Source organism: Rhizobium sp. BK376 (genome assembly GCF_004341625.1).
Lineage (GTDB): Bacteria > Pseudomonadota > Alphaproteobacteria > Rhizobiales > Rhizobiaceae > Rhizobium.
Genome location: NZ_SLZG01000044.1, coordinates 1 through 22,216, shown reverse-complemented (window position 1 = coordinate 22,216; position 22,216 = coordinate 1). Strand labels below are relative to the sequence as shown.

The window sequence follows — 22,216 nt, the reverse complement described above, 5'->3', positions numbered from 1 at the left end:
GAAACATGGTCGTATGGCGAGGCCTGGCCCGCCTCAATGACATCGCCTTCGGCATTTCCATTGGAACTCGCCGACAATGTGGGTAATCGGAAGCCTCACCGGAGGCTTACTACTTATCCGAACTGTTGATCATGCATTCGTGCCCGGCAGGCCGAAGGACTGCTGAAAATAGCGGCGGAACGCCAACATGGGTTGCGTGAATTCGATATTGGCGCGCCAGGCGAGACCGACGTCCATCGGCGGGACCGGGTCCTGTATATTCACTGTGTCGATGCGTCGCCCCTCGAGTGACCAGGGGCGATGAACCATATCCGAAAGGATGGCAACGCCAAGGCTGTTTGCCACCATCGACCGGACCGCCTCGATAGAGCTCGTTCTCAAGAGGACCTTGGGCTGGTAGGGCGTTCTGCTCCAGTACTTAAGGGAAGAATGCGCGGCTTCATCCACAGTGAGCATGATATAGGGTTCCTGCGCAATCTCGCGCAGGCCGATGCCGTCCCGGCGTAACAGATTGTGGCCAGCCGGCACCCAAAGGCGCCTGACGGAGCTCAGAAGCGTCTCGGTCGTCAGCATCGGGTTGAGGATGTTCGAGGTCAGCAGCACCGAAATGTCGTAACGATTGGTCAACAAACCTTCCTCGATCGACTCCCGGTTGACCTCATAGAGCTGGATCCTCAGCTTGGGATAAAGGCGATGCATGCGCTCGATGTGGAGAGGCAGGAAATAGCCGATCACGGTGTAGGTTGCAGCGACAACCAACTCGCCCTCGATATCGCTGCTTACCAGATTGAGATGCGTCGCCTCGTCAACCTTGCTCAGGATCTCATAGGCATGGGACAAGAACTGCCGCCCGGCCGTCGTCAGTTCCATACCTTGGGGAGTCCGGTCGAAAAGGGACACGCCGACCGTCAGCTCGAGGTCCTTGATGGCGGCCGTGACGGCTGATTGCGATATCGACAGGTTGATCGCTGCGTGGGAAATCTGGCCATATTCGGCCGTTGCGACGAAGTAGCGAAGCTGGCGCAGGCTGAGACTCAACCGGTCCCTCCATCAATTTAGCTGAAAACCGCATCAGAGAATCAGATTTGAAGATCTGAAAATGAGCCTGTTTTCGATTTATTTATGGGCATTGCGACAAGTTAGTTGATATATTTGGATATTTTTTGGCGCGATTTTGAGCGCAGGTATCGATTTATCAGATAATGATGCTTTGAAAATTGTATTTTTAAGAATTTATCTTTCGCTCTAACGTTCTTGTCGATGGTCCCGATGAGGACACAGATGCGAGGTCATGACTTGAAGGAAGCGGTCGATATCAATTGCGATATGGGGGAGGCCTTCGGGCGTTGGCGGATCGGCGATTCAGTTGACGAGGACCTCATCGCGCTGATCAGTTCGGCCAATATCGCGACCGGCTTTCATGCCGGCGACCCCAATCTGATGGATGAGACCGTGCGCATGGCAGCAGCGCATGGCGTTGCGATCGGCGCTCACCCCGGCTACCACGATTTGCAGGGCTTCGGACGCCGCAAAATCAATGGCACCAGCCGCGAGATCGTCAACGATCTGATCTACCAGGTCGGAGCGCTGCGGGAATTTGCCAGGCGTCACGACGTGCCGGTGCAGCATGTGAAGCCGCATGGCGCGCTTTATATGGAGCTCGCCGCCAATGCGGATCTTTCACAGCTCTTCGTGCAATATATGCGTACGGTGGCTCCCAGCATGTTCGTCTTCTGCATGGACCGTTCGGCCACCTGCCTTGCCGCACAGGAGGCGGGGCAGCCCGTCGTCCGCGAATTCTATGCCGACCGAGACTATGGCGATACCGGCTGGATCGTCTTTACGCGCGATGCCGGCCGTCCGGATCCGAAGGCAATCGCGCGAAAAGTGCTGAGGGCCTGCACCGAAGGCGTGGTTCGCACCATCAGCGGAGTGGACGTTCCGATCGCCTTCGATTCAATCTGTTTTCATTCCGATACATTGGGCGCGCTCGAGATCGTCGGGCACATACGCGAAGCGCTTATCGCCGAGGGTATCCGGATTGCACCCGTTTCTCAGATATTGAACAACGACATCAATCGGAGGCCCCATGAGCAAGCTTGAGATCAGATCACCTCTTCCGGGGACCTTCTATAGGGCTTCGTCCCCGGATGTTCCGCCGTTCAAGGCCGAGGGCGATGCAGTCGCTGCCAGCGACACCATCGGGCTGATTGAGGTCATGAAGACCTTCCAGCAGATCGAAGCCGGGCTCGACGGTAGGAACATCACCTTTCTCGTCGACAACGAAGAGCCTGTCATGGCGGGCCAGGTCCTCGCGGAGGTCGACCCATGACCATCCGGTCGGTTCTGATCGCCAATCGCGGTGAAATCGCCGTCCGGATCATAAAGGCGGCAAAGGCACTCGGCATTCGCACCGTGCAGGTCCATAGCGCTGCGGATGCCGACATGCTTGCCGTCAAGCTCGCCGACGAGGCGATCGACATCGGCTCACCGGCCTCGAAAAAATCCTATCTGAACATCGAGGCCATCGTCTCGGCAGCGCGTTCGGCCGGCGTGGACGCCATTCACCCGGGCTATGGCTTTCTGTCCGAGAACGGGGATTTTGCCGATGCCGTCGAGGCGACAGGCATGATCTTCATCGGGCCAAGCGGTAAAGCGATCCGGCTGCTCGGCGACAAGGTCGCCGCCCGTGGGATCGCTCAACGCGCCGGCGTGCCCACCGTGCCGGGAAGCAACGGCCGCGTGGCCGATATTGGTGCGGCTGAGGCGGTTGCCGAGCGCACCGGTTTTCCGGTCATGATCAAGGCTGCGGCCGGCGGCGGCGGACGGGGCATCCGCATCGTCCAGTCGCTGAGCGAACTTAAAGAACAGTTCCCGCTTGCCTCGGCAGAGGCGGCCGCGGCGTTCGGCGATGGCGGCCTCTACATGGAGAGAGTCATCAACCGAGCCCGCCACATCGAGGTGCAGATTTTCGGCGACGGGCAGAACTTCGTGCATTGCTTCGAACGCGAATGCTCGCTGCAGCGTCGTCGCCAGAAGGTGTGGGAGGAAGCGCAGGCCTTTCTGCTGCCCGATGATGTCCGACAGCATTTGTGTGCCAGCGCCGTCGCCCTAGCGGCCGAGGTCGGCTATCGCGGGGCAGGCACGGTCGAATACCTCTACGACGAAGATAGCCGCGCGTTCTATTTCATCGAGGTGAATACGCGCATCCAGGTCGAACATCCCGTCACCGAGATGACCACCGGCATCGATCTTGTGCAGGAGATGTTCAAGGTGGCGGGCGGTGCTCCCCTGTCGCTGTCGCAACCGGACATTCGCACGCGCGGCCATGCCATCGAATGCCGGATCAATGCCGAGGATCCGGCGAAGGGATTTCTGCCGGCCCCGGGCACCGTTACGCGGCTCTCAGTTCCCGAAGGCGAGGGTATCCGCTTCGACACGATGCTTTATGCCGGCTATACGGTGCCGCCCTTCTACGACTCGCTTCTCGGCAAGCTGATCGTCTGGGCCGAGGATCGAAATGCCTGCCTCGACCGGTTGGCATCCGCCCTTTCCGGTCTGGTGATCGAGGGACTGCCGACGACGATCCCGCTGCATCTCGCTCTCGCCCGCGACCCGTCGGTGCGCAAGGGTGCATTCCATACGCGTTTTCTCGAATCCTGGCTGGAGACCGATTTTGCTGCGGTTGACGGCATAGCCGCGGAGGTTGCCTGATGCCTGCTCGCTTTACGTTCGGAGGGGACGAGCATCTCTTCATCGAATGCAGTGACGAGATGTCCCTTGAAGCCTTCTTCAAAAGCCTGTCGATGGCCAGGGGCGTGCGCGAAAGCGCCATCAAGGGCGTGACGGAAATCTGCCCTGCCAACGCCTCCTTCCAGGTCAAGTTCAATCCGGATTTGATCAAGCCGGACGATCTCCTGCGCGAGGTCAAGGCAATCGAGGGTGAGGCCGAAAAGGCCGAGCCCGTCATCACCACCCGCATCGTCGAAATCCCGGTTTTCTATAACGACCCGTGGACGCATGAGACGCTGATGCGCTTTCGCGAGCGGCATCAGGAGCCCGGTGGCACCGACCTTGACTTTGCCGCCAGGATCAGCGGCTATGGCGCGGTCGACGAGTTCATATCGGGCCATGCCGGCTCGCCCTGGTTCGTCTCCATGGTCGGCTTCGTCGCAGGCCTGCCGTTCATGTACCAGATGGTCGAGCGGCAGCGGCAGATCGAAGTGCCGAAATATCTGCGTCCGCGCACGGATACGCCACGGTTGACGGTCGGTCATGGCGGCTGCTTCGGCTGCATCTATTCGGTGCGCGGGGCAGGCGGCTACCAGATGTTCGGCATCACGCCGATGCCCATCTTCGATCCCACCCAGTCGACGAGCTATTTGCGCGATTTCATGGTGTTCTTCCGGCCCGGCGACATCGTGAAATTCCGGCCGATCGACCGCGAGGGTTACGACCAGGCGGTCGAGGATGTCGACAAGGGTCGCTTCGCGCCGCCGATCCGCGAGGTCAGTTTCGATCTCAGGCAATACCAGGCCGATATCGACGGCTATAACGCCAAGCTGGAGGCGGTGCTCTATGGCCATTAAGGTTCTTCATCACGGCCTGTCTTCCACGGTCCAGGATCTTGGACGGCCTGGTTATTTCCATCTCGGCATTCCGGTTGGTGGGGCCATGGACCGCTATGCGATGCGGGCGGCCAACCGCCTCGTCGGCAATGATGAGGGCGCAGCCGGGCTCGAAGCAGTCTTCATGGGCCCGAAACTCGAATTTCTCGACCACGCGCTGATCGCGGTCACTGGCGCCGATATGCCCGTCAGGATCGACGGCGAACTTCAGCCGGGATGGACGGCCCTCAAGGTGAAGGCAGGGCAGACCGTGAGTTTCGACTTTCTGAAATCCGGTGCAAGGATTTGCATTGCCGTGTCCGGCGGCATCGATGTGCCGGAAGCGCTTGGCAGCCGATCGACCTACGTGATTGGTGCGCTTGGCGGCTACAAGGGCAGGGCGATCGCCATTGGCGATGAACTTCCGGTCGGTGCTGGCTCTCTGGAAACCGAGGGCCGTTCTCTCGGCGAGGAACTGCGTCGCAAGCCCGGCATGCCGGCAGAGCTGCGCGTGCTGCCGGGGCTCTACTGGGATCGCCTGACGGAAGCTACGAAGAGCAACTTCTTTGACGACCAGTGGAAGGTGGCTCCGGAGGCGGACCGCATGGGCTATCGCTTCCGTGGTGGCCGCAAGCTGGAATTCGTCGAGCGCAAGCAGCCTTTCGGCGCCGGCTCGGATCCGTCCAACATCGTCGATAGCTGCTATCCCTATGGCTCGATCCAGGTTCCGGGCGGCACGGAGCCGATCATCCTCCACCGCGATGCCGTCTCCGGCGGCGGTTATTTCATGCTGGGAACGGTGATCTCGGCCGACATGGATCTGATCGCGCAACTGCAGCCGCATACGCCGACACAGTTCGTGGAGGTGACGATGGATCAGGCGCTGGCGGCGCGGGCGGATCGGCAGGCGTTGCTGGAACGCCTCCGTGCTGCGCTGGCTTAGAGGATCAAACGGATGGTCGCCCTTACGATCCCAGGTTTCCCGCGCATAAGACGCAGTGTGGGAACCGCTAGGCGCTCACTCGAGAACGCGGGTGAGATAGGCAGCGGTGACGCTTGGGCCTGGAATGATGGCGACAATTTTCATCTGCGCGATGGTGCGGTCGACGGACGCTTCCAGATGGTTTTCCATCATCGCAGCGGCCGCCTTGACCGCGCCTCGCAGCAGCAGTTCCGTTATCAGGCGCAGTTCGGTGATGATGGCGGGATCGCCCGGCAGCCCGAGGTGCCGCAGAAGCCGTTCCGTCGCCGTCACCGGCAAGAGATTGTTTCGGATCGATTCCTTCAGGCGTTCGTTCAGCGTTGCAAGGATACAGATATCGATGAAGTCGGCGTGGACGGCTTCGAGAGCCGAAAGGTGATCGGCCGGCTCCAGCTTCTCCAGCTCAGAGAGGCGCAGGAACAGGTCGTGCAAGCGCGTCCGGTCGACCCGGCCGGCGCCGGCCACCAGGGATTGCGGCTCGAGCATGACGCGCAGGCCGTAATGATCCTTGATCATCTGCGCGGTCAGCGGGCCGGCGATCCAGTGCGACGACTGGTTCTTCCTCACGAGTCCACGTTCGCGAAGGCGGGCCAGCACATCGCGGACCACGGTGCGGCTGACGTTGAAATGGTCGGCAAGCTCGATCTCGATGATGCGGTATTGCCCGAAGACGACGCAGCCGGCGACATCGGCTTCGACTGTGTTGTAGATCCGCTCCCACGAGGCGCGGCTTTGAAGCGCCTCGTCGGCATGGCGCGGAATATTGAGGCCAAGCGTCTTGATGTCGGTACGGTTGGGTTCGATACCCTGCCCGGCAGTGCCGACGAGATATCCGCGCCCGTTGAAGCGATGCACCAGTCCTTCGCTTTCCAGGGTCTGCAGCGCTCGCTGCACGGGTGCGCGCGAAATCTGCAGGATGTCTGCGATCGGACCTTCAAGCAACACAATGCCTGGCGGCAACGTGCTGTCACCGATATTGCTGCGCAGGACGTCCTCCGCGATCTCATAGCGCTTCTGCGCATTGGGGCGCGCGTGGTTTTCGGTCATCTGATGCAGTGGACTCAACGTCGTTCCGATGCCTCCCTCTTACCCCTTTTATAGCGCGAACACAGTGCAAAAATAAATGATTATTGAATACAAAATATGTTTTTTATTTCGATTTGGCTGATGACAAGGGGTGATGGCCGGCATTGGCGGAGAGATCCGTCGATGGGATGCAGTCAGATGGTTTGTTACGGTGAATGCCCGAAAATGGCTTTCCTCGTGGGGCTTCTTCGCCACTATACATGCCAAATGTCGCTGTGCACTCTGGCCTTATGTGGTGCTCTACCGAGATAGTAGTCCCGATCCTGCGACATACTGAAAAAGTCTATTGAATACAAAAATCATTTATGCCATGCTTTCGTCATCAAGGCGCTCGCTAGAAGCGCCACAGGTGGAACTGATTGAAACGCCAAGGAACATCTCTTTGACGCGCATGTAATCATTGCGCGAACGCAGACCGACGTCGTGGTCCGGATCGATGGAGTTCCGGCGATGATGGTGCTCTGCCCGAAGGATGGTCCTTGCCTTGAAACTGGTAGGAATTCGGTGTCGACCGTTCTTCAGCTCAAGAAAGTCATCAAGTCGTATGGCGGTGCGCCGGCGCTCGACGCGGTGGATTTCTCTCTGCCCGACAACGCCTATATCGCACTGCTCGGCCCAAGCGGATCAGGCAAGACGACGCTGCTGCGCGTGATCGCGGGCTTCGAGGAGCCGGACTCCGGTTCGATCCTCTTTCATGGAAAGCGTCTCGATGGCGTCGAACCGCATGATCGAGGCATCGGCTTCGTCTTCCAGAATTTTGCACTGTTTCCGCATCTGTCGGTTGCCGAAAACGTCGGCTTTGGCCTGCGCAATCGCAAGGTGGATCCGGTGACCGATGCCGGCGTTCTGGCAACGAGGGTTCAGGATATGCTGGCGCTGGTCGGCCTCAAGGGTTTTGAGGACCGCGCCGTCACACAGATTTCCGGCGGTCAGCGCCAGCGTGTCGCGCTTGCGCGCACCCTGGTGACCGAGCCGAAGATGGTGTTGCTCGACGAACCACTCGGAGCGCTCGACGCCAATCTGCGTGGTCGGATGCGAAGTGAACTCAAGGCCATCCGCGAGCGTTGCGGCGTAACCTTCCTGCATGTGACGGGCAGTGAATCCGAGGCACTGGCGATGGGCGATCTCGTGCTGGTTCTCGATCGCGGCCGCATCGCTCAGGCGGCGGCCTCAGACGTCGTCTATAACAGCCCCGCGACCGCAGCGGTCGCGCGCTTTCTCAATTGCTACAATCTGTTTGCCGGCAGCGTAGTCGAGGATGTTTTCATCGGCCCGGCCGGGCGCTTTCCCTTGAATGCCTCGCGCCGGAAGGCGCCACAGCCGGCCTATGCCATCCGCTACGACCGCGTCTCTATCCGCCCTCGCGGGACCAGTTTGTCTGCCGACGAGGTTCGCATCGAAGGAGATTTCATCGCCAGCGAATATTCGGGTGCGGCGGTCAACTCCTTCTTCGCGCTCGATGGCGGTCATGTCTTCGAGGTCGAGTCACACCTTAGCCATGCGCGTCCGCCGGCCTTCGTCGAAAAGGATCGCTATGCGCTCGTCTGGAAGAAGGAAGATGCCCTTGTCTTCGGCTGATGTGAACCTCCTCAACCCTTTCCCCGCATCCAAGGAGCGTGAGAGATGACCATGGTTGCGACCAGCGAAGACACGGCGCAGGAAAGTGCGACCGTGCGCCGGAAATCCAACACGACCTTCTGGCTGCTGGCGCCCGGCATGATCTGGATGGTCGCCTTTCTCGTCCTGCCGATGGCGATGATGGTCTATGTTTCCTTCTGGACGCAGACGACCTTCAAGATTGAGCCGACGTTGACGTTGCAGAGCTGGGTCACCTTTCTGACCAGTGCCACCTATCTGGGGGCTCTCTGGACGACGATCCGCATCTGGTTGCTCGTGCTGGTCTCGACGCTCGTCGTCGGCTATCCGGCAGGGCTTTTCGTCGGGCTGCTCGTCAAGAACAAGACGTTGCAGACCGTATTGCTCGTTCTCTGCGTCATTCCGTTCTGGACATCCTTTCTGATCCGCGTGCTTGCCTGGCGACCGATGCTCGGCACCGAGGGCGCGATCAACATGATCCTGATGAATCTCGGTATCGTGAAGCAGCCGATCGAGGTGCTGTTGTTTTCGGAACTGTCGGTCATCATCGGCATGACGCAGATCTATTGCGTCTTCATGGTCGGGCCGATCGCATTCATGATGGGCCGCATTGATGCCTCGGTCATCGAGGCCGCACAGGATCTCGGCGCCGGCTTCTGGCGCATCTTCCGCACGATCATCTTGCCGCTTTCCATGCCGGGTGTCGTCGTCGGTGCGATCTTCGTCTCCGTGATGGTTCTTGGCGAATTCGCCACGTCGGCCGCCTTGTCTGGACGCAAGGTCAATCTGCTCGGCAACATCATCGTCACCCAGGTCGGTTCGTTGAAATGGGCCTTTGCCGCGGTGGCCGGTGTCGTCCTGACGATCGTCATGGGCGTGGTCATTGCCGCCCTGCTCAAGGTCGTTGACCTCAGGAAGGAGCTCTGATCATGAACAACGGCAGCATCAAGCTCGGCCTCGGCGGCTATACCGGTCTCTTCCTCGTCTTCCTCTACGCACCGCTTGTTGTCCTCGCGATCCTGTCCTTCCAGACGGGTCCGGAAGGCGGGCCGCAGTTTCCGATCATCGAATGGTCGACCTATTGGTATCGCCATCTCTTCGGGCTGACGCCGCCGTCGCGCATCGCGCCGCTGCCGATCGATCAGGCACTGATCCGCTCCCTGTCGCTGGCGTTGATGACGATGATCGTCTCGACCGTGCTCGGCGTCATGTCCGCCCAGGCTTTCCGCCGCAAGTTCCGTGGCTCGGGCGTGGTCTTCTACCTGATCGTCCTCGGCATGATGGTGCCGGGCGTTCTTGTCGGTCTCGGCATGGCGCTGGTCGCCAACGCATTCGGCATCGACCGGCATTGGTGGAGCACTGCCTTCGTCCTGCACGTGGTCTACACCTTCCCCTTCGCCTTCCTCGTCATGCTCGCGATCTTCAATCGCTTCGATCCCAGCATGGAAGAGGCATCGTGGTCGCTCGGCGTGACGCCCATCCGCACTTTCCGGAAGGTGACCTTCCCGCTGATCTTCCCGGGTGTACTGTCGGCAATGCTCTTTGCCTTCACACTCTCCTATGACGAATTTTCGCGTACCCTGTTTGCCTCCGGCCGTGAGTTGACCCTACCGCTCGCGATCTATGGCACCTTCTCCGTCGAGGTCCACCCGAACGTTTTTGCCTTCGGTGTCCTCACCACGCTGTTTTCCTTCGCGCTGCTCGGCACCTACGCGATCCTCATGGGGATGTCGGTGCGCCGTGCCAAGCGTATCCGCATCCAGGAGGACGCGTGATGCCTCAGAAGCCCTCCGCAATCGTCACCGGCGCCGGCTCGGGTATCGGTCGGGCCATCGCCCTTCGCCTCGCAGCCGATGGCTATGCCGTTCTGGTCAATGATCTCTCCGAAGACCGGGCTCGGTCCGTCGCATCCGAAATTGTCGAGGCAGGCGGCGCGGCAACTGCGGTCGCGGGCGATGTCGCCCGGCCCGAGGATGTGGCCGAGGTTCATGCGGCGGGAGTGGCTGCCCATGGCGACGTTGCCCTTCTCGTCAACAACGCCGGCATAGCCCACCAGGCGGCATTCGAGAACCTTGAGGTCGAGGATTTCGACCGTATGTTTGCCGTCCATGTCCGCGGCAACTTCCTGATGACCAAGGCAGTCCTGACGTCGATGCTTTCGCGCGGTGACGGCGTCATCATCAATATCGCATCGCAGCTCGGACAGATCGGCGGCGTCGAGCTCGTTCATTATTCCGGCGCCAAGGCAGCCATCATCGGCATGACGAAGTCGCTTGCCCGTGAAGTCTCAAGCCGAGGCGTGCGCGTCAATGCCGTCGCGCCGGGGCCGATCAATACGCCGCTGGTGCAGGGGCTTTCGGCGGAATGGCAGGAGCGCAAGAAACGTGAGTTGCCGCTCGGCCGCTTCGGCGAGCCGGATGAGGTCGCCGCGACCGTGGCGTTTCTGGCCTCGCCGGCAGCAAGCCTCTTCGTCGGCCAAACGCTCGGACCCAATTCCGGCGACGTGATGCTCTGAAAGGAAGATGCAGATGGATAATCCAGAAAAGCGCGTTGTCATCGTCACCGGCGCAGGTATCGGTATCGGCCAGGCGACCGCAAAGGCATTCGCCGCCCTCGGCGATCATGTCGTCGTCACCGACATTCTTGAGGCAGAAGGCGAGGGCACCGTCCGCCATATTCTTGCTGCCGGCGGTTCGGCGGAGTTCCGTCGTTATGACGTGCGCTCGACGGAGGCTGCCAACGGTCTGGTCGAGGACGTGGTGGCACGCTTCGGCAAGATCGACGTCATCGTCGCCAATGCGGGCATCGCCCATCGAACGCCGCTCGACAAACTCAGCGACGACAAATGGGACCTGACCATGGATGTCGATCTCAAGGGCATCTTCAGGCTGGTGCGAGCCGCAGCCCCCGGCATGCGGGCGCGGCGATCAGGCAGCATCATCGCGCTCTCCTCCATCATGGGCGTGGCCTACGGGTGGGACGAACACGTCCACTATTCGGCCGCAAAATCCGGCGTGGTCGGCCTGGTGCGCGGGCTTGCCGTTGAGCTGGCAAAGGACGGCGTCAGGGTCAACGGCATTGCGCCCGGTTATATCCGCACGGCGCAGCTTCTTTCCGAAGAGAATTCGCTTGGCCCGGCGGGTGCCGAGAAGGCGGCGGAATTCATCCCGATGGGCCGGCTGGGCGAGCCCGAGGATATCGCCGACGTGATCGCATTTCTCGCCTCGAAGAGCGCGAGATACATGACCGGCCAGGTTCTGGTCGTCGATGGTGGCCTCCTCGTGGGGCGGTACTGATCGCAGGTGTCCGGCAGAGACCGATCATTACGCGACAGGGGAATGAAGCAGGCCCGCAAAGGGCTGAGGGAACAGCAATCAGCACTGGAGAACTTGAGATGTCCAAAATGGAAATGAACAGACGCTCTCTGTTGAAGCAATCCGCCGGCGTCATGGCGCTGGCGATTGGCGGCGGCACGCCGTTCCTGTCGTCGCGGGCGGCCTATGCACAGGCAAGCGACCTCGCCAAGGAACAGCTGCGCACCATTGGCCTTTCGGTCACCGTTCAGGAGCGAATCCTCGACGATTTCCGCAAGGCGAGCGGCGTCGGGCAGACTTCGGGCACGGCTGCGACCTTCCCCGATGCGCAAACGAAGATCCTTTCCGGTTCGAAGGACTATGATTGCTGGGAGATCATCGGCGAGCGCCTGCCGTCGATCGTCATGACCAACAATGTCGAGCCCATTCCGGCAGCGTCCTTGAAGAACTGGGCCAATATACGCGACACTTTCACGACCCCCTCTGACAAGTGGGATGCGAAGCAGCAGATCGTCGGCCAGATCTGGGCCGACGACGCCAAGACCACGCTGAACATGGTACCGGCCGTCTATAACTACGATTCCATCGGCTACAATCCCGATGTGCTGTCGGCCGAGGAGGCCAACACGTGGGCGGCGATCTTCGATCCGAAGTGGAAGGGCAAGTCTGGCCTCAACACCGACCCGCTGATCGCCTTCGGGCAGGCCATCATGGCAATGAACACGCTCGGGCTTTCGAACGTCAAGAACCCGGCCAATCCGAGTGCTGCCGAAATCGACGAAGCGGCAAAATTCCTGGTGTCCAAGAAGAAGGACGGACAGTTCCGCGCCCTGTGGGGCGATTTCGGCGAACTGGTCAACCTCATGGCTTCGGGCGAAATGGTCGTCAGCGACGCCTGGCAGCCGGCCGTGATGGCCGTGAAGGCGCAAGGCAAGGCGTGCAAATACGCGGTGCCGAAGGAAGGCTATCGCGGCTGGGCGATCGGTCCGTCGATGATTTCGGGCACGCCCAACAAGGATGCGGTGATCGCCTATGCCGACTACTGGTTGTCGGGCGAGCCCGGCATCGCGGTGTCGGAGCAGGGGTACTACTCGCCGTCAACCAATATCCAGAAGGTCATGGCGCCGGAGAAATATGCCTTCTGGTACGAGGGCAAGCCGTGGGCGGGCGCTACCGAGCGGGGCATCAAGGAAGGTGACCTTCGCGATGGTGGCTCGCTGTCAGAACGCGCCAAGAATGTCGCCTACTGGCATCAGTGGCCGGACGAATACGACCACCTCATCCAGAAGTGGGACGAATTCCTCAACGCCTGATCGGATGTGTCGGGCCTTGACCGTCTGTCACACGCTTAGCAGGGAGGCCGTCCGGCCTCTCTGTTCACGCCTGGAGATCCTTCATGATGTATGACCTGGAACTTATCAATGTCGGCAAGGTCTATGACAACGGCACGCCCGCGGTCATCGATTTCAATCTTGCGATCAAGAAGGGCGAATTCATCGCCTTTCTGGGTCCGTCCGGCTGCGGCAAGACGACGACGCTGCGCATGATCGCCGGTTTCGAGAGCATTTCCTCCGGCGACATGATGATCAAAGGCGAGCGCATCAACGACGTGCAGCCGCAGAAGCGGCCGACGTCGATGATCTTCCAGAATTATGCCCTGTTTCCGCACATGACCGTTCGTCGCAATGTCGGATACGGCCTTGAGGTCAAGGGCGTGTCGAAGGCCGAGCGGGACGAGCGCGTCGACCGCATTCTTGCAACCCTCGGGTTGGAAGATATTGCCGACCGCAAGCCGGACAAGCTTTCAGGCGGCCAGCGCCAGCGCATCGCGCTTGCGCGGGGACTGGTGGTTGAGCCGGATGTGCTGCTTCTCGACGAGCCGCTGGGCGCGCTCGACGCCAATCTGCGCAAGGCTATCCAGAACGAATTGAAGCTGCTGCAGAAAAGATTGGGCGTCACCTTCGTGTTCGTGACGCATGCCCAATCGGAAGCTTTGGCGCTGTCGGATCGGATCGTCGTGATGAACCAAGGCCGGGTCGAGCAGATCAGCCCGCCGCATCAGCTCTATACACGTCCCAACACACCGTTTGTCGCACAGTTCATCGGTCGCAATACCATTTTCGAAGGCGACGTGGCGGGCATGCAGGCCGATAACACGGTCGTCTCGACATCGTTCGGCATGCTGTCAGGCTGCGCGAATGGCGGCCTTTCAAGCAAGGTCAATATCGTCATTCCGTCGGAGGCGATCGAAGTCCATGTCGCCGGAGCCTCTGCGCGGGAACGCCTTGCCGGCATGTTTGGCGGCAATGTCGTCGGCGCCCGCGTCGACCGGATCGACGTCGTCGGCCATATCTCGCAGATCGGTGTCAGCCTTCCCGACGGGCGCGGCCTCGCACTGGAAGCACATATCGACAAATACCGGCCGGGCGCCTTTTCCGTGGGCGCCGAGGTCATGCTTGCCTGGGATCCGGCCGACGCCACCGTCATCCCAGCTCATTGATAACAGAAAACCGAAGGAGGTAATCCCATGGCAAAGGAAATCTTGTGCAGTATCGGAGTTGACGTCGACGCGGTGGCCGGCTGGCTCGGTTCTTATGGTGGCGAGGATTCGCCCGATGATATTTCGAGAGGTTTGTTTGCCGGCGAAGTCGGCAGCCTGCGGCTCGTGAAGCTGTTCGAACGCTTCGGCATCAAGACGACTTGGTTCATTCCAGGCCATTCCATCGAGACCTTCCCGGAACAGATGCAGGCGGTCGCCGAGGCCGGCCACGAAATCGGCATCCACGGCTACAGCCATGAAAATCCGATCGCCATGACGCGTGAGCAGGAAACGGAAATCCTCGACAAGTGCATCGAGCTGGTGACCAAGCTTTCCGGCAAGCGCCCGACCGGTTACGTTGCGCCCTGGTGGGAATTCTCCAATGTCACCAATGAGCTGCTTCTTGAGCGCGGCATCAAGTATGATCACTCGCTCATGCACAATGACTTCACGCCCTATTATGTGCGTGTCGGCGACAGCTGGACGAAGATTGACTATTCGCGCAAGCCGTCGGAGTGGATGGTGCCGCTGAAGCGCGGAACTGAAACCGATCTGATCGAAATCCCAGCCTCCTGGTATCTCGACGATCTTCCGCCGATGATGTTCATCAAGAAGTCCCCGAATAGCCATGGCTTCGTTAATCCGCATGATATCGAGCAGATGTGGCGCGACCAGTTCGACTGGGTCTATCGGGAGATGGATTATGCCGTCTTCCCGATTACCATCCATCCGGATGTTTCCGGTCGTCCGCAGGTCCTGATGATGCTCGAACGACTCTACGCGCATATGATCAAGCATCCCGGCGTAAAGTTCGTCACGATGAACGAGATCGCCGATGATTTTGCTACGCGCTTTCCGCGCAAGAAATAGCCCGCCAGGCTGAAAGCGCCGGAAGCGTCAATCGGAAGGAGGCGAGTGCCTTGTGTTCACTGTGTGGTGTGCTCGGTGGCAACGAGCACTGGACTGACGCCGCGGCACGACCCGGTGTCTTCACTCGTAGTCACGCCAGTCACCAGCGGCGGCGCGAACGCGCAGAGCGTGTGCGTGCCGCCAACGGGATGCTTTCAGGCTTCGGCCTCGTTCTGTCCGATTGGCAGGGCGCGTCCTTCGTTCTGTCGACGCGAACGGGCAGGACCGAGATCATCGAGGATCTCGGCCATCTCTGGCCGGCGGCCGAACGGCTTGTCGATCGGTCCTGCGATCCCCTTGACCCCGCCTTCATCGCGAGGATGGAGGCGGGGCATGCTGGTTGAAACGGACGGCTTCCTGCCGATCAATCTGCTGACGGGCTTTCTCGGCTCCGGCAAGACGACATTGCTCAAACGCATCCTGACGGCTCCGGCATTTGCCGATACCGCAGTTCTGATCAACGAATTCGGCGAGATCGGGCTCGATCACGATCTCGTCGAAAGCGTGGACGGCGAGATGGTGCTGCTGCGGTCGGGATGTGTATGCTGCACGGTGCGCGGCGAGCTTGCCGCCGCGCTCAAGGAACTCTTGTCGCGCCGTGAACGCGGGCTGTTGCCGCCGTTCCGTCGCGTCATCATAGAGAGCACGGGCCTTGCCGATCCTTTTCCTGTTTTGTCGACCATCAAGGCCGATCCTGTGCTCCGGCATCACTTCTGTGTCGGCAATGTGATTACGACGGTCGATGCGGTGAATGGGCTGCATCAACTCGGTACGTATATCGAATCCAACAGGCAGGCGGCGGTCGCGGATCGGTTGATCATCACCAAGACCGATCTCGATGCGCATAGCGAGCGAGAAGCCCTTCGGGCTCGTCTGAGAGTGCTTAATCCCGATTCTCCGATCCTGATTGCCGCTGATCCCGATCTCGATCTATCCGCGCTTGTCGCCATGCAAGGCAATGCCTCGCCCGGGATGAGCCTGTCCCAAAGCGGCTTTTACTGCGAGGAGCCGGTGCAGCTCGTCTCCTCGGATGGCGAACCGCATCAGGCGGCCATTTCCTCGATTTCACTAAGCGTAGACCGGCCCGTCGATTGGACGGCTTTCGGGCTCTGGTTGACCATGCTGCTCAATCGGCATGGGGAACGCGTTCTGCGCGTGAAGGGCATACTTAACCTCAGTGGCGAAGAGCGACCGGTTGCGGTGCACGGCGTCCAGCATCTGGTACATACGCCGGTGCATATGGCGCAGTGGCCGTCTGACGACCGCAGGTCGCGTCTGGTATTTATCCTGGATGGATTGGACGGCGCCGTGTTGAAACGCTCTTTCGAAGCCTTCACACTGGCACCGGCATCGCGACTACCTTCCGCTGCAGTCCTCCCGATTGTGGCGCAATAGCACAACCGGATCCTTCATGAACAAGCACCACCCCGCAGCAAAATCCGTATCGACACCCGCGCCCGCATTGCACCTGGCGGGGCGGCCGCGTTTGCGCATCCTCGGCACGGCAATCTCGCTTTTGGAAGAACTGCGGCTTCGCGCCCAGGCGGATCTCGGCATCGATGTGACGTTCGACAATAACGACTTCCTGACGACGCAGTACAAGGCGGCGCGCCAGCCGGAAACCTACGACATCTACGATCAGTGCTTTCACAATCTCGACATCGTCTGGCATTGGCGGGCTATCCAGCCGATCGATACCGAACGCATTGTCTTGTGGGAAGAAGTCAACGACCTGACCAAGACCGGGCATATCGGACCCAATCCGCGGCTGGGTCTCGGTGATGTCCCCGCCCGCAAGCTGTTCGTCCAACCGAACCTCGCCTTGGGCGATACACCATCGCGCTTCATCTCCATGCTGCCGACCACGCACAATTTCGACAGTTTCGCTTATCGGACGGATCTCGCAAAGGGTGACGTCGGCATGCATTCCTGGAGCGCGCTGTTCGATGAACGGTGGGCGGGCAGGGTGGCTCTGGTGGATGAACCTGCGATCGGCATTTTCGATGCGGCACTGGCGGCCCAGGCCGCGGGTCTGATGTCGTTTGATAATGTCGGCAACATGTCGATTCAAGAGATCGACCAGTTGATCGATCTGCTGGAGGAGCGCAAGAAAAGCGGCTTTTTCCGCGGCTTCTGGAAGACTGCCGAGGATGCCGCACGGTTGATGGTTGCCGGCGAGACCAACGTGCAAAGCATGTGGTCGCCGGGTATCGGCATCCTGAATTCCAAGGGAGTGCCGGTCGAGCAAGCGGTGCCCGCCGAAGGCTATCGCGCCTGGCACGGAGGCCTCTGCCTTTCAAAACACTTGAGCGGTCGTCTGCTCGATGTCGCCTACGACTATCTGAACTGGTGGATATCAGGTTGGCCGGGTGCCGTTGTCGCGCGCCAGGGATACTATATCTCGACGCCGCAGCGATCGCGCCAGTTCATGACGCCGGCGGAATGGGATTATTGGTACGAGGGCGGGGCCGCCGTCGAAGATCTGCCCGGCCCGGATGGACAGATCCGGATAAGAGCCGGATCGGTGCGCAGCGGCGGTTCGTATTGGCAACGTGCCAATTGCATCGCGGTTTGGAACACGACGATGGATGAGCACAACTATCTGGTACGCCGCTGGATGCAGCTTGTCGGCGGCAGGGGAGACGAGGGACCATGATGCAGAGCCATCTCGGCAAATCTATCGCGCAGCTGGCGGTCTTGCTTCAGTCCGGCAGCCTCGATCCCGTCGTCTTGGTCGAGGAAACCCTGGATGCGATCCGCACCCATTCCGACCAGGCGATTTTCACGGCGCTGCTCGATGCGCGGGCGAAGGAAGAGGCGGCTGCATCGTCGCGACGATTGCGGGAAGGGCGGTCGCTCGGATTGCTGGACGGCATTCCGGTCGCCTGGAAGGATCTTTTCGCGGTGAAAGGCCTGCCGACCACGGCGGGATCGGTCGTGCTCGCGGATGCCGCGCCTGCGTTAGAGGATGCGGATGTCGTCGCGGCGCTGAAAGCTTCCGGTATGATCGCCGTCGGGCGGGTCAATATGAGCGAGTTTGCCTTTTCCGGTCTCGGCCTTAATCCGCATTATGGCACGCCTCTCAATCCGCGGGCGTCGGATGTCGCCCGGATACCGGGTGGGTCTTCGTCGGGTTCCGCCGTTGCCGTCGCGTCGGGCCTGGTGCCGGTGTCGGTCGGCACCGATACCGGCGGCTCGGTGCGCATTCCCTCCGCCTTCAACGGGCTCGTCGGCTACAAGGCGAGCCGTGGCCGCTACAGTATGGTCGGGGTATTCCCCCTGGCGACCAGCCTCGATTCTCTCGGCCCACTTTGCCGAAGCGTCCAGGATGCCGTCTGGGTGGATGCGGCCATGCGTGGCCGGGAGGCACCTAATGTCGTGCGCGCAAATCCGGAAGACCTGTCGATCGTCGTCCCCACCAACGTTGTCATGGACGATGTTGAAGACGGGGTGGCGCAAGCTTTTCAGGCGGGACTTGCCCGGCTGAGTGCTGCCGGCGTCAAGGTGCGGCACGCGGCATTTCCAGCTTTCGACAGCCTGTTTCAAGCGGTGGCGGAACATGGACCGCTGGTGACCGCCGAGGCCTTCGCCCTTCATCATCGCCGGCTGGCGGGCCCAGAAGCACAGCGCATGGATCGCCGGGTCGTTGCCCGCACACGTCTTGGCGAAAAGATCACGCTGGTTGGCTATCTCCAAATCCTGCAGGTGCGCGAGCAGCTCATCAAGGAGGTCAGCGCCATGCTTGCCCCCAATGAGCTTGTCGCCTATCCGAGCATCGCGCACGTCGCCCCTGCAATTGCACCACTGGAGGCGGATGACGAGCTCTTCGTCACGGTCAATGCCCGTACCCTGCGCAACACGATGATCGGCAACTTCCTTGATTGGTGCGGTGTATCGCTCCCCTGTGGCACGGGAGAGGCCGGTATGCCGGCGGGATTGCTGCTATCTGCTCCAAGGGGACAAGACGAGCGAATGTTAGCCGCGGCATTTGCGGTAGAGGGCATTGTGGCTTGCTGAATTAGACCAAGGATCTCCTCAATTGAGGGATGATCCACGAAAGTCCAATGGCTAAATGGTGCTGATGTCGGGACCGGTAATCTCTCTGGGGTCAGGCAGCACGCTGCAGAGGTGGTTTCGGCTTGAAGATTGGTCGCGCATAGGTTCTGTTAGTCGGAAAAGCATCCGCAACCGGTCACGAAGGTCGCCGTCGAGTTCGGCCGTCCGGACCTGCGTCAGCATATGCGCACCGTGTTGTTTCAGGGTTGCAATATCGCTCTCCTCCGTCCAAACCTCTGCCGTCCTCCCAACAAGTGACACGGGGCTCGCTTAAGCAGCGGCTGCCTTCGCCGCCATGATTGCTTTTGCCCACCAACCTTGCCAACCATCCAGCGGCTGCTTGCTCTTTGCGAACGACAGCGATTGTCGAAGCTCGACAGCACTCCCCGGAGTGGACAAAGCTAGTCCTATGAGGGGCTCAACCACCTGTTTAGGGCGTGCAGCCAACCTTCCTGGCGGCAACCGCTGCCTCAACAAATACTTCGCGTGCAGTTTCGCTGGATACCTGCCCGAGAATGGCGGCAGAGCAAATTTCGCGCGCAAACTCATGCTTGTCGCGCGATCCAGCCCAGTCGGCTGTCAAAAACGCCAATGCCTCTCTCGGATCGTGGATGATCTGAGGAGAGTACATGGGGACGTGCACGTATACCGGCTCATCCCAAGTCAGTAAAAGGTTCTCTGCTGCCATGGTCCTAATCCTCGTTGGCATGAAGGCATGAAACGGTTTTCTCATACATTCTAATGCCATCGAAAATCCCAGCTTTGAGATGCGTCAAAGCGGGCTTTTCGATCCGTGAGAAATCTTTCGGACTCGGCAGGGGGCCTTGCCGGGCGATCCAGTTTGTCAGCGGGCTTATACGATGGTTCGCGGTGAGTGTGGATCCAAGGGGTTTCAACCTGCTGACGACGACATGGGAAGGACCAGACTTGCGAGGTGACGAAGGGCCCCGGAGCGCGGCATTGACGGTCGGCCCGGAAAGGCCTGTCATTTGAACAATCTGATTTGCCATATGAAGGGGTTTTGTTGAAAGAGTTCGTGAATACGAAGGGCCGATCCGGCTCGGTCGCTTTCGGTTGTAATCTTCTCTCTATCCTCCTTGAAAAGATCGATAATCCGAGTAGCAGCTTGGAATGCTTGGTTGGCGGTGTCGGCTACCGCAGATATCTGGAAATCCTAAGCGAGGGTACAGATCCGCTGCCTGCTGTGTGACTAAATCACTGGTCGCAAGTTCGAATCTCCTCACATCAGGTCTTCTGTCAATTGTTCATTCGAGTGGCATCGTATTTCTCCTTGGTGAGCGGATCCTTGGTCTGAGCCCATAGCAATTACCGGCCCGGTTCTCGGTCGCCGCTCTCAGCGGCTGCACCATTTTCCCGCATTCGACGGGCACGGGCTCAGGAGAACGGAACCAAACTCAAGATCGGCATTTAAAGGCCAAAAGGATTCCCGGTCCGTTCACCTGGATCCGCCAGGACTGATCAGGTCCTGAGGATTCGAATTTTCGTTTCACAGACATTCCGGCTTCAAGCGGTTTTCATGATTGCACCTTCGATCACGACACCGGAGCTTACATACTTCCAGAGAGCCACGAGTAGCTCACGCGCGAGCGCCACGATTAAGCGGCCGGCGTTGCTAGCACTGCGCTCTTTGAACCATAACGCTAATGTCGATTTCGGTTGATGCCGCAACCATAGCCAAGCGAGCTCGACCATGGTCGCTCGTAAACGCGGATTTCCTGCCTTGGAGACGCCCTGTTCGCGGTTGACGTTAACGCTTTGCCAAGGGGAGGGGCAAGGCCTGCGTAAGGTGCGATTTGGCGTCGGTTGTCGAAATGTCGGAACAGCCCTTCCGTGTAAAGGATCGTAGCGAATTCCGGCCCTATTCCTTTGATGCCAAAAAGAGCGGTCGCTTCCTTCGGTGTCTCCAACGTCTCGCGGACGATCAGGGCATCTCGCTCAGCTTCTACAGCCTTGATTTGTGTGAGCAACAATTCGAGGCGATCAAGTTCTCTGCAGACGTCGGCCTTCAGGTGTTTTGATAGCGGACGCCCATCGCCAGTTCGAAGCTCATCCAGACGTTGGCGGCGATCGCGATTGACAGGTTCGTAGTCCCGTATTCCTTGCGCGAAGAGTAGTCCTTTTATACGATTGACGTGGAAGACGCGCTCGGCAATCAGAGTTTTCCGCTCCCGCCCGATCCGTCGGTTGTCGTCTTCTTCGGGTGTGAGAAGCCTGACCATTGAGCACGCACGAGGCTCGCCACGTTTCCACGCAATCAAAGCCCGGATCAGCATCTCACCGTCGATACAGTCGGTCTTCGCCGGGCGATGCCGGCGCGGCATGGCAATCGATGCGGCCTCTACAATGTGGCTCTCTATCCAAGCTTCCTTGCTCAGCACTCGTCCTAACCAGAAGCCATCCAGCCCGACCTCTTGGATCACGACCAATGGGTACAATGTGTTCTTTCGCCGTTTGGCCTTCTGGCGAAGCACGCAAACAAACCGGCGATGTCGCCTCCACTGATGCTGTGGCGGGACATTTTCTCGCTGCCAGGTGACAGAGCCAACGAGACGAAAATTGCACCAAGATCGAAGGGGGTAGCGGTCCGTACTTGAGTTTGATCTGTTGTTATCGGCATGATTGGCCTCCAGAGAGTTTTCTAGATGGTGTAACGGGCGGAGCCCAGCCAGCCGAGTTTGAAGGTTTGGTGGTCGTCCCTCACAATGATGGTGTCGCGGAGTCAGGAGTGGCCTGCTCCATAGCATCACGGAGAGACGACCATGAAGCAGTATGCCGGCATCGACGTATCATTGGAATACTCGAGTGTGTGCGTGGTGGATGCGGATGGCCGCATCGTGCGGGAAGCGAAGGTCCTCAGCGAGCCCGATGCGCTGACCGCCTGGTTTGCCGAGCACGGCGTGGCCATGGAGCGGATCGGCCTTGAGGCTGGCCCCCTGTCGCAATGGCTTTATGCCGGGATGGCGAAGACGGGTCTGGCGGTCGAGCTGATCGAGACGCGGCACGTGCGTGCGGCCTTCAAGACGATGCCGGTGAAGACCGACAAGAAGGATGCGCGGGGCATTGCGCAGTTGATGCGGCTTGGTTGGTTCAGGCCGGTCCACTGCAA

The 22,216-nt window shown here is 59.9% G+C and carries 21 protein-coding genes and 2 pseudogenes; 18 read left to right on the top strand and 5 right to left on the bottom strand.

The window, feature by feature from the left end:
- Positions 1 to 129: 129 nt before the first annotated feature.
- Entirely contained in the window at positions 130 to 1,038 is a 909-nt protein-coding gene (locus EV561_RS34820; protein WP_132528435.1) for a LysR family transcriptional regulator, read from the bottom strand.
- 258 nt (positions 1,039 to 1,296) lie between these two features.
- On the opposite strand from EV561_RS34820, the gene EV561_RS34815 reads away from it, so the two are divergent.
- Genes EV561_RS34815 through EV561_RS34795 form a run of 5 tightly spaced genes read left to right on the top strand, consistent with a single transcriptional unit; the run spans position 1,297 to position 5,550 of the window.
- The gene (locus EV561_RS34815; protein ID WP_132528436.1) at positions 1,297 to 2,103 is read left to right on the top strand and encodes a 5-oxoprolinase subunit PxpA; all 807 of its coding nucleotides are present in this window, start codon (positions 1,297 to 1,299) and stop codon (positions 2,101 to 2,103) included.
- Positions 2,090 to 2,332 carry an acetyl-CoA carboxylase gene (locus tag EV561_RS34810; protein ID WP_132528434.1) on the top strand — a complete coding sequence of 81 codons (243 nt, stop codon included), beginning with the start codon at positions 2,090 to 2,092 and terminating at the stop codon, positions 2,330 to 2,332. Before EV561_RS34815 ends, EV561_RS34810 begins: the two co-directional genes overlap by 14 nt.
- Positions 2,329 to 3,714, top strand: a complete 1,386-nt coding sequence (locus tag EV561_RS34805) for an acetyl-CoA carboxylase biotin carboxylase subunit (RefSeq protein WP_132528433.1) — start codon at positions 2,329 to 2,331, stop codon at positions 3,712 to 3,714. Before EV561_RS34810 ends, EV561_RS34805 begins: the two co-directional genes overlap by 4 nt.
- Positions 3,714 to 4,589, top strand: coding sequence for a carboxyltransferase domain-containing protein (locus EV561_RS34800; RefSeq protein WP_132528432.1), 876 nt, complete (start codon positions 3,714 to 3,716; stop codon positions 4,587 to 4,589). The genes EV561_RS34805 and EV561_RS34800 overlap by 1 nt, the downstream gene beginning before the upstream one ends.
- Positions 4,579 to 5,550: a biotin-dependent carboxyltransferase family protein gene (locus EV561_RS34795; protein ID WP_132528431.1), complete on the top strand. Its 972-nt coding sequence runs from the start codon at positions 4,579 to 4,581 to the stop codon at positions 5,548 to 5,550. Before EV561_RS34800 ends, EV561_RS34795 begins: the two co-directional genes overlap by 11 nt.
- A 75-nt stretch (positions 5,551 to 5,625) precedes the next feature.
- On the opposite strand, the gene EV561_RS34790 is transcribed toward EV561_RS34795, so the two are convergent.
- The gene (locus EV561_RS34790) at positions 5,626 to 6,636 is read right to left on the bottom strand and encodes a GntR family transcriptional regulator (protein ID WP_132528430.1); all 1,011 of its coding nucleotides are present in this window, start codon (positions 6,634 to 6,636) and stop codon (positions 5,626 to 5,628) included.
- A 543-nt stretch (positions 6,637 to 7,179) separates the two neighbouring features.
- On the opposite strand from EV561_RS34790, the gene EV561_RS34785 reads away from it, so the two are divergent.
- From EV561_RS34785 to EV561_RS34730, 12 genes are all read left to right on the top strand, one after another.
- Entirely contained in the window at positions 7,180 to 8,253 is a 1,074-nt protein-coding gene (locus tag EV561_RS34785) for an ABC transporter ATP-binding protein (RefSeq protein WP_132528429.1), read from the top strand.
- Positions 8,254 to 8,298: 45 nt separating this feature from the next.
- Entirely contained in the window at positions 8,299 to 9,198 is a 900-nt protein-coding gene (locus tag EV561_RS34780; RefSeq protein WP_132528428.1) for an ABC transporter permease, read from the top strand.
- 2 nt (positions 9,199 to 9,200) lie between these two features.
- The gene (locus tag EV561_RS34775) at positions 9,201 to 10,046 is read left to right on the top strand and encodes an ABC transporter permease (protein WP_132528427.1); all 846 of its coding nucleotides are present in this window, start codon (positions 9,201 to 9,203) and stop codon (positions 10,044 to 10,046) included.
- Complete coding sequence (locus EV561_RS34770; RefSeq protein ID WP_132528426.1) at positions 10,046 to 10,786, top strand: glucose 1-dehydrogenase; 741 nt, start codon at positions 10,046 to 10,048, stop codon at positions 10,784 to 10,786. The genes EV561_RS34775 and EV561_RS34770 overlap by 1 nt, the downstream gene beginning before the upstream one ends.
- 13 nt (positions 10,787 to 10,799) lie before the next feature.
- Entirely contained in the window at positions 10,800 to 11,567 is a 768-nt protein-coding gene (locus EV561_RS34765; protein ID WP_132528425.1) for an SDR family NAD(P)-dependent oxidoreductase, read from the top strand.
- A 98-nt stretch (positions 11,568 to 11,665) separates the two neighbouring features.
- Complete coding sequence (locus EV561_RS34760) at positions 11,666 to 12,898, top strand: extracellular solute-binding protein (RefSeq protein WP_132528424.1); 1,233 nt, start codon at positions 11,666 to 11,668, stop codon at positions 12,896 to 12,898.
- Between the two features lie 83 nt (positions 12,899 to 12,981).
- Positions 12,982 to 14,085 (top strand): ABC transporter ATP-binding protein, encoded by a 1,104-nt coding sequence (locus tag EV561_RS34755; protein WP_132528423.1) that lies wholly within the window; start codon positions 12,982 to 12,984, stop codon positions 14,083 to 14,085.
- 27 nt (positions 14,086 to 14,112) lie between these two features.
- Complete coding sequence (locus EV561_RS34750; protein ID WP_132528422.1) at positions 14,113 to 14,994, top strand: polysaccharide deacetylase; 882 nt, start codon at positions 14,113 to 14,115, stop codon at positions 14,992 to 14,994.
- 50 nt (positions 14,995 to 15,044) lie between these two features.
- Positions 15,045 to 15,377, top strand: coding sequence for a hypothetical protein (locus EV561_RS34745; protein WP_132528421.1), 333 nt, complete (start codon positions 15,045 to 15,047; stop codon positions 15,375 to 15,377).
- Positions 15,367 to 16,428 carry a GTP-binding protein gene (locus EV561_RS34740; protein WP_132528420.1) on the top strand — a complete coding sequence of 354 codons (1,062 nt, stop codon included), beginning with the start codon at positions 15,367 to 15,369 and terminating at the stop codon, positions 16,426 to 16,428. Before EV561_RS34745 ends, EV561_RS34740 begins: the two co-directional genes overlap by 11 nt.
- A gap of 16 nt (positions 16,429 to 16,444) precedes the next feature.
- On the top strand, positions 16,445 to 17,689 hold the full coding sequence (locus tag EV561_RS34735; RefSeq protein ID WP_132528419.1) for an extracellular solute-binding protein: 1,245 nt from the start codon (positions 16,445 to 16,447) through the stop codon (positions 17,687 to 17,689).
- Positions 17,686 to 19,050 carry an amidase gene (locus EV561_RS34730; RefSeq protein WP_132528418.1) on the top strand — a complete coding sequence of 455 codons (1,365 nt, stop codon included), beginning with the start codon at positions 17,686 to 17,688 and terminating at the stop codon, positions 19,048 to 19,050. The genes EV561_RS34735 and EV561_RS34730 overlap by 4 nt, the downstream gene beginning before the upstream one ends.
- Positions 19,051 to 19,519: 469 nt before the next feature.
- Here EV561_RS34730 and EV561_RS34725 read toward each other — a convergent pair whose 3' ends face one another.
- From EV561_RS34725 to EV561_RS34715, 3 genes and pseudogenes are all read right to left on the bottom strand, one after another.
- Positions 19,520 to 19,777 carry a DUF982 domain-containing protein gene (locus tag EV561_RS34725; protein ID WP_132528417.1) on the bottom strand — a complete coding sequence of 86 codons (258 nt, stop codon included), beginning with the start codon at positions 19,775 to 19,777 and terminating at the stop codon, positions 19,520 to 19,522.
- A gap of 262 nt (positions 19,778 to 20,039) precedes the next feature.
- Positions 20,040 to 20,263, bottom strand: a pseudogene (locus EV561_RS38610) (Fic family protein); the annotation flags it as partial.
- A 350-nt stretch (positions 20,264 to 20,613) separates the two neighbouring features.
- A pseudogene (locus EV561_RS34715) lies at positions 20,614 to 21,727 on the bottom strand (IS110 family transposase).
- Positions 21,728 to 21,869: 142 nt separating this feature from the next.
- Between EV561_RS34715 and EV561_RS34710 the strand changes: the two are divergent.
- On the top strand, positions 21,870 to 22,216 hold a 347-nt coding region (locus EV561_RS34710; protein ID WP_165928029.1), incomplete at its 3' end, for a transposase.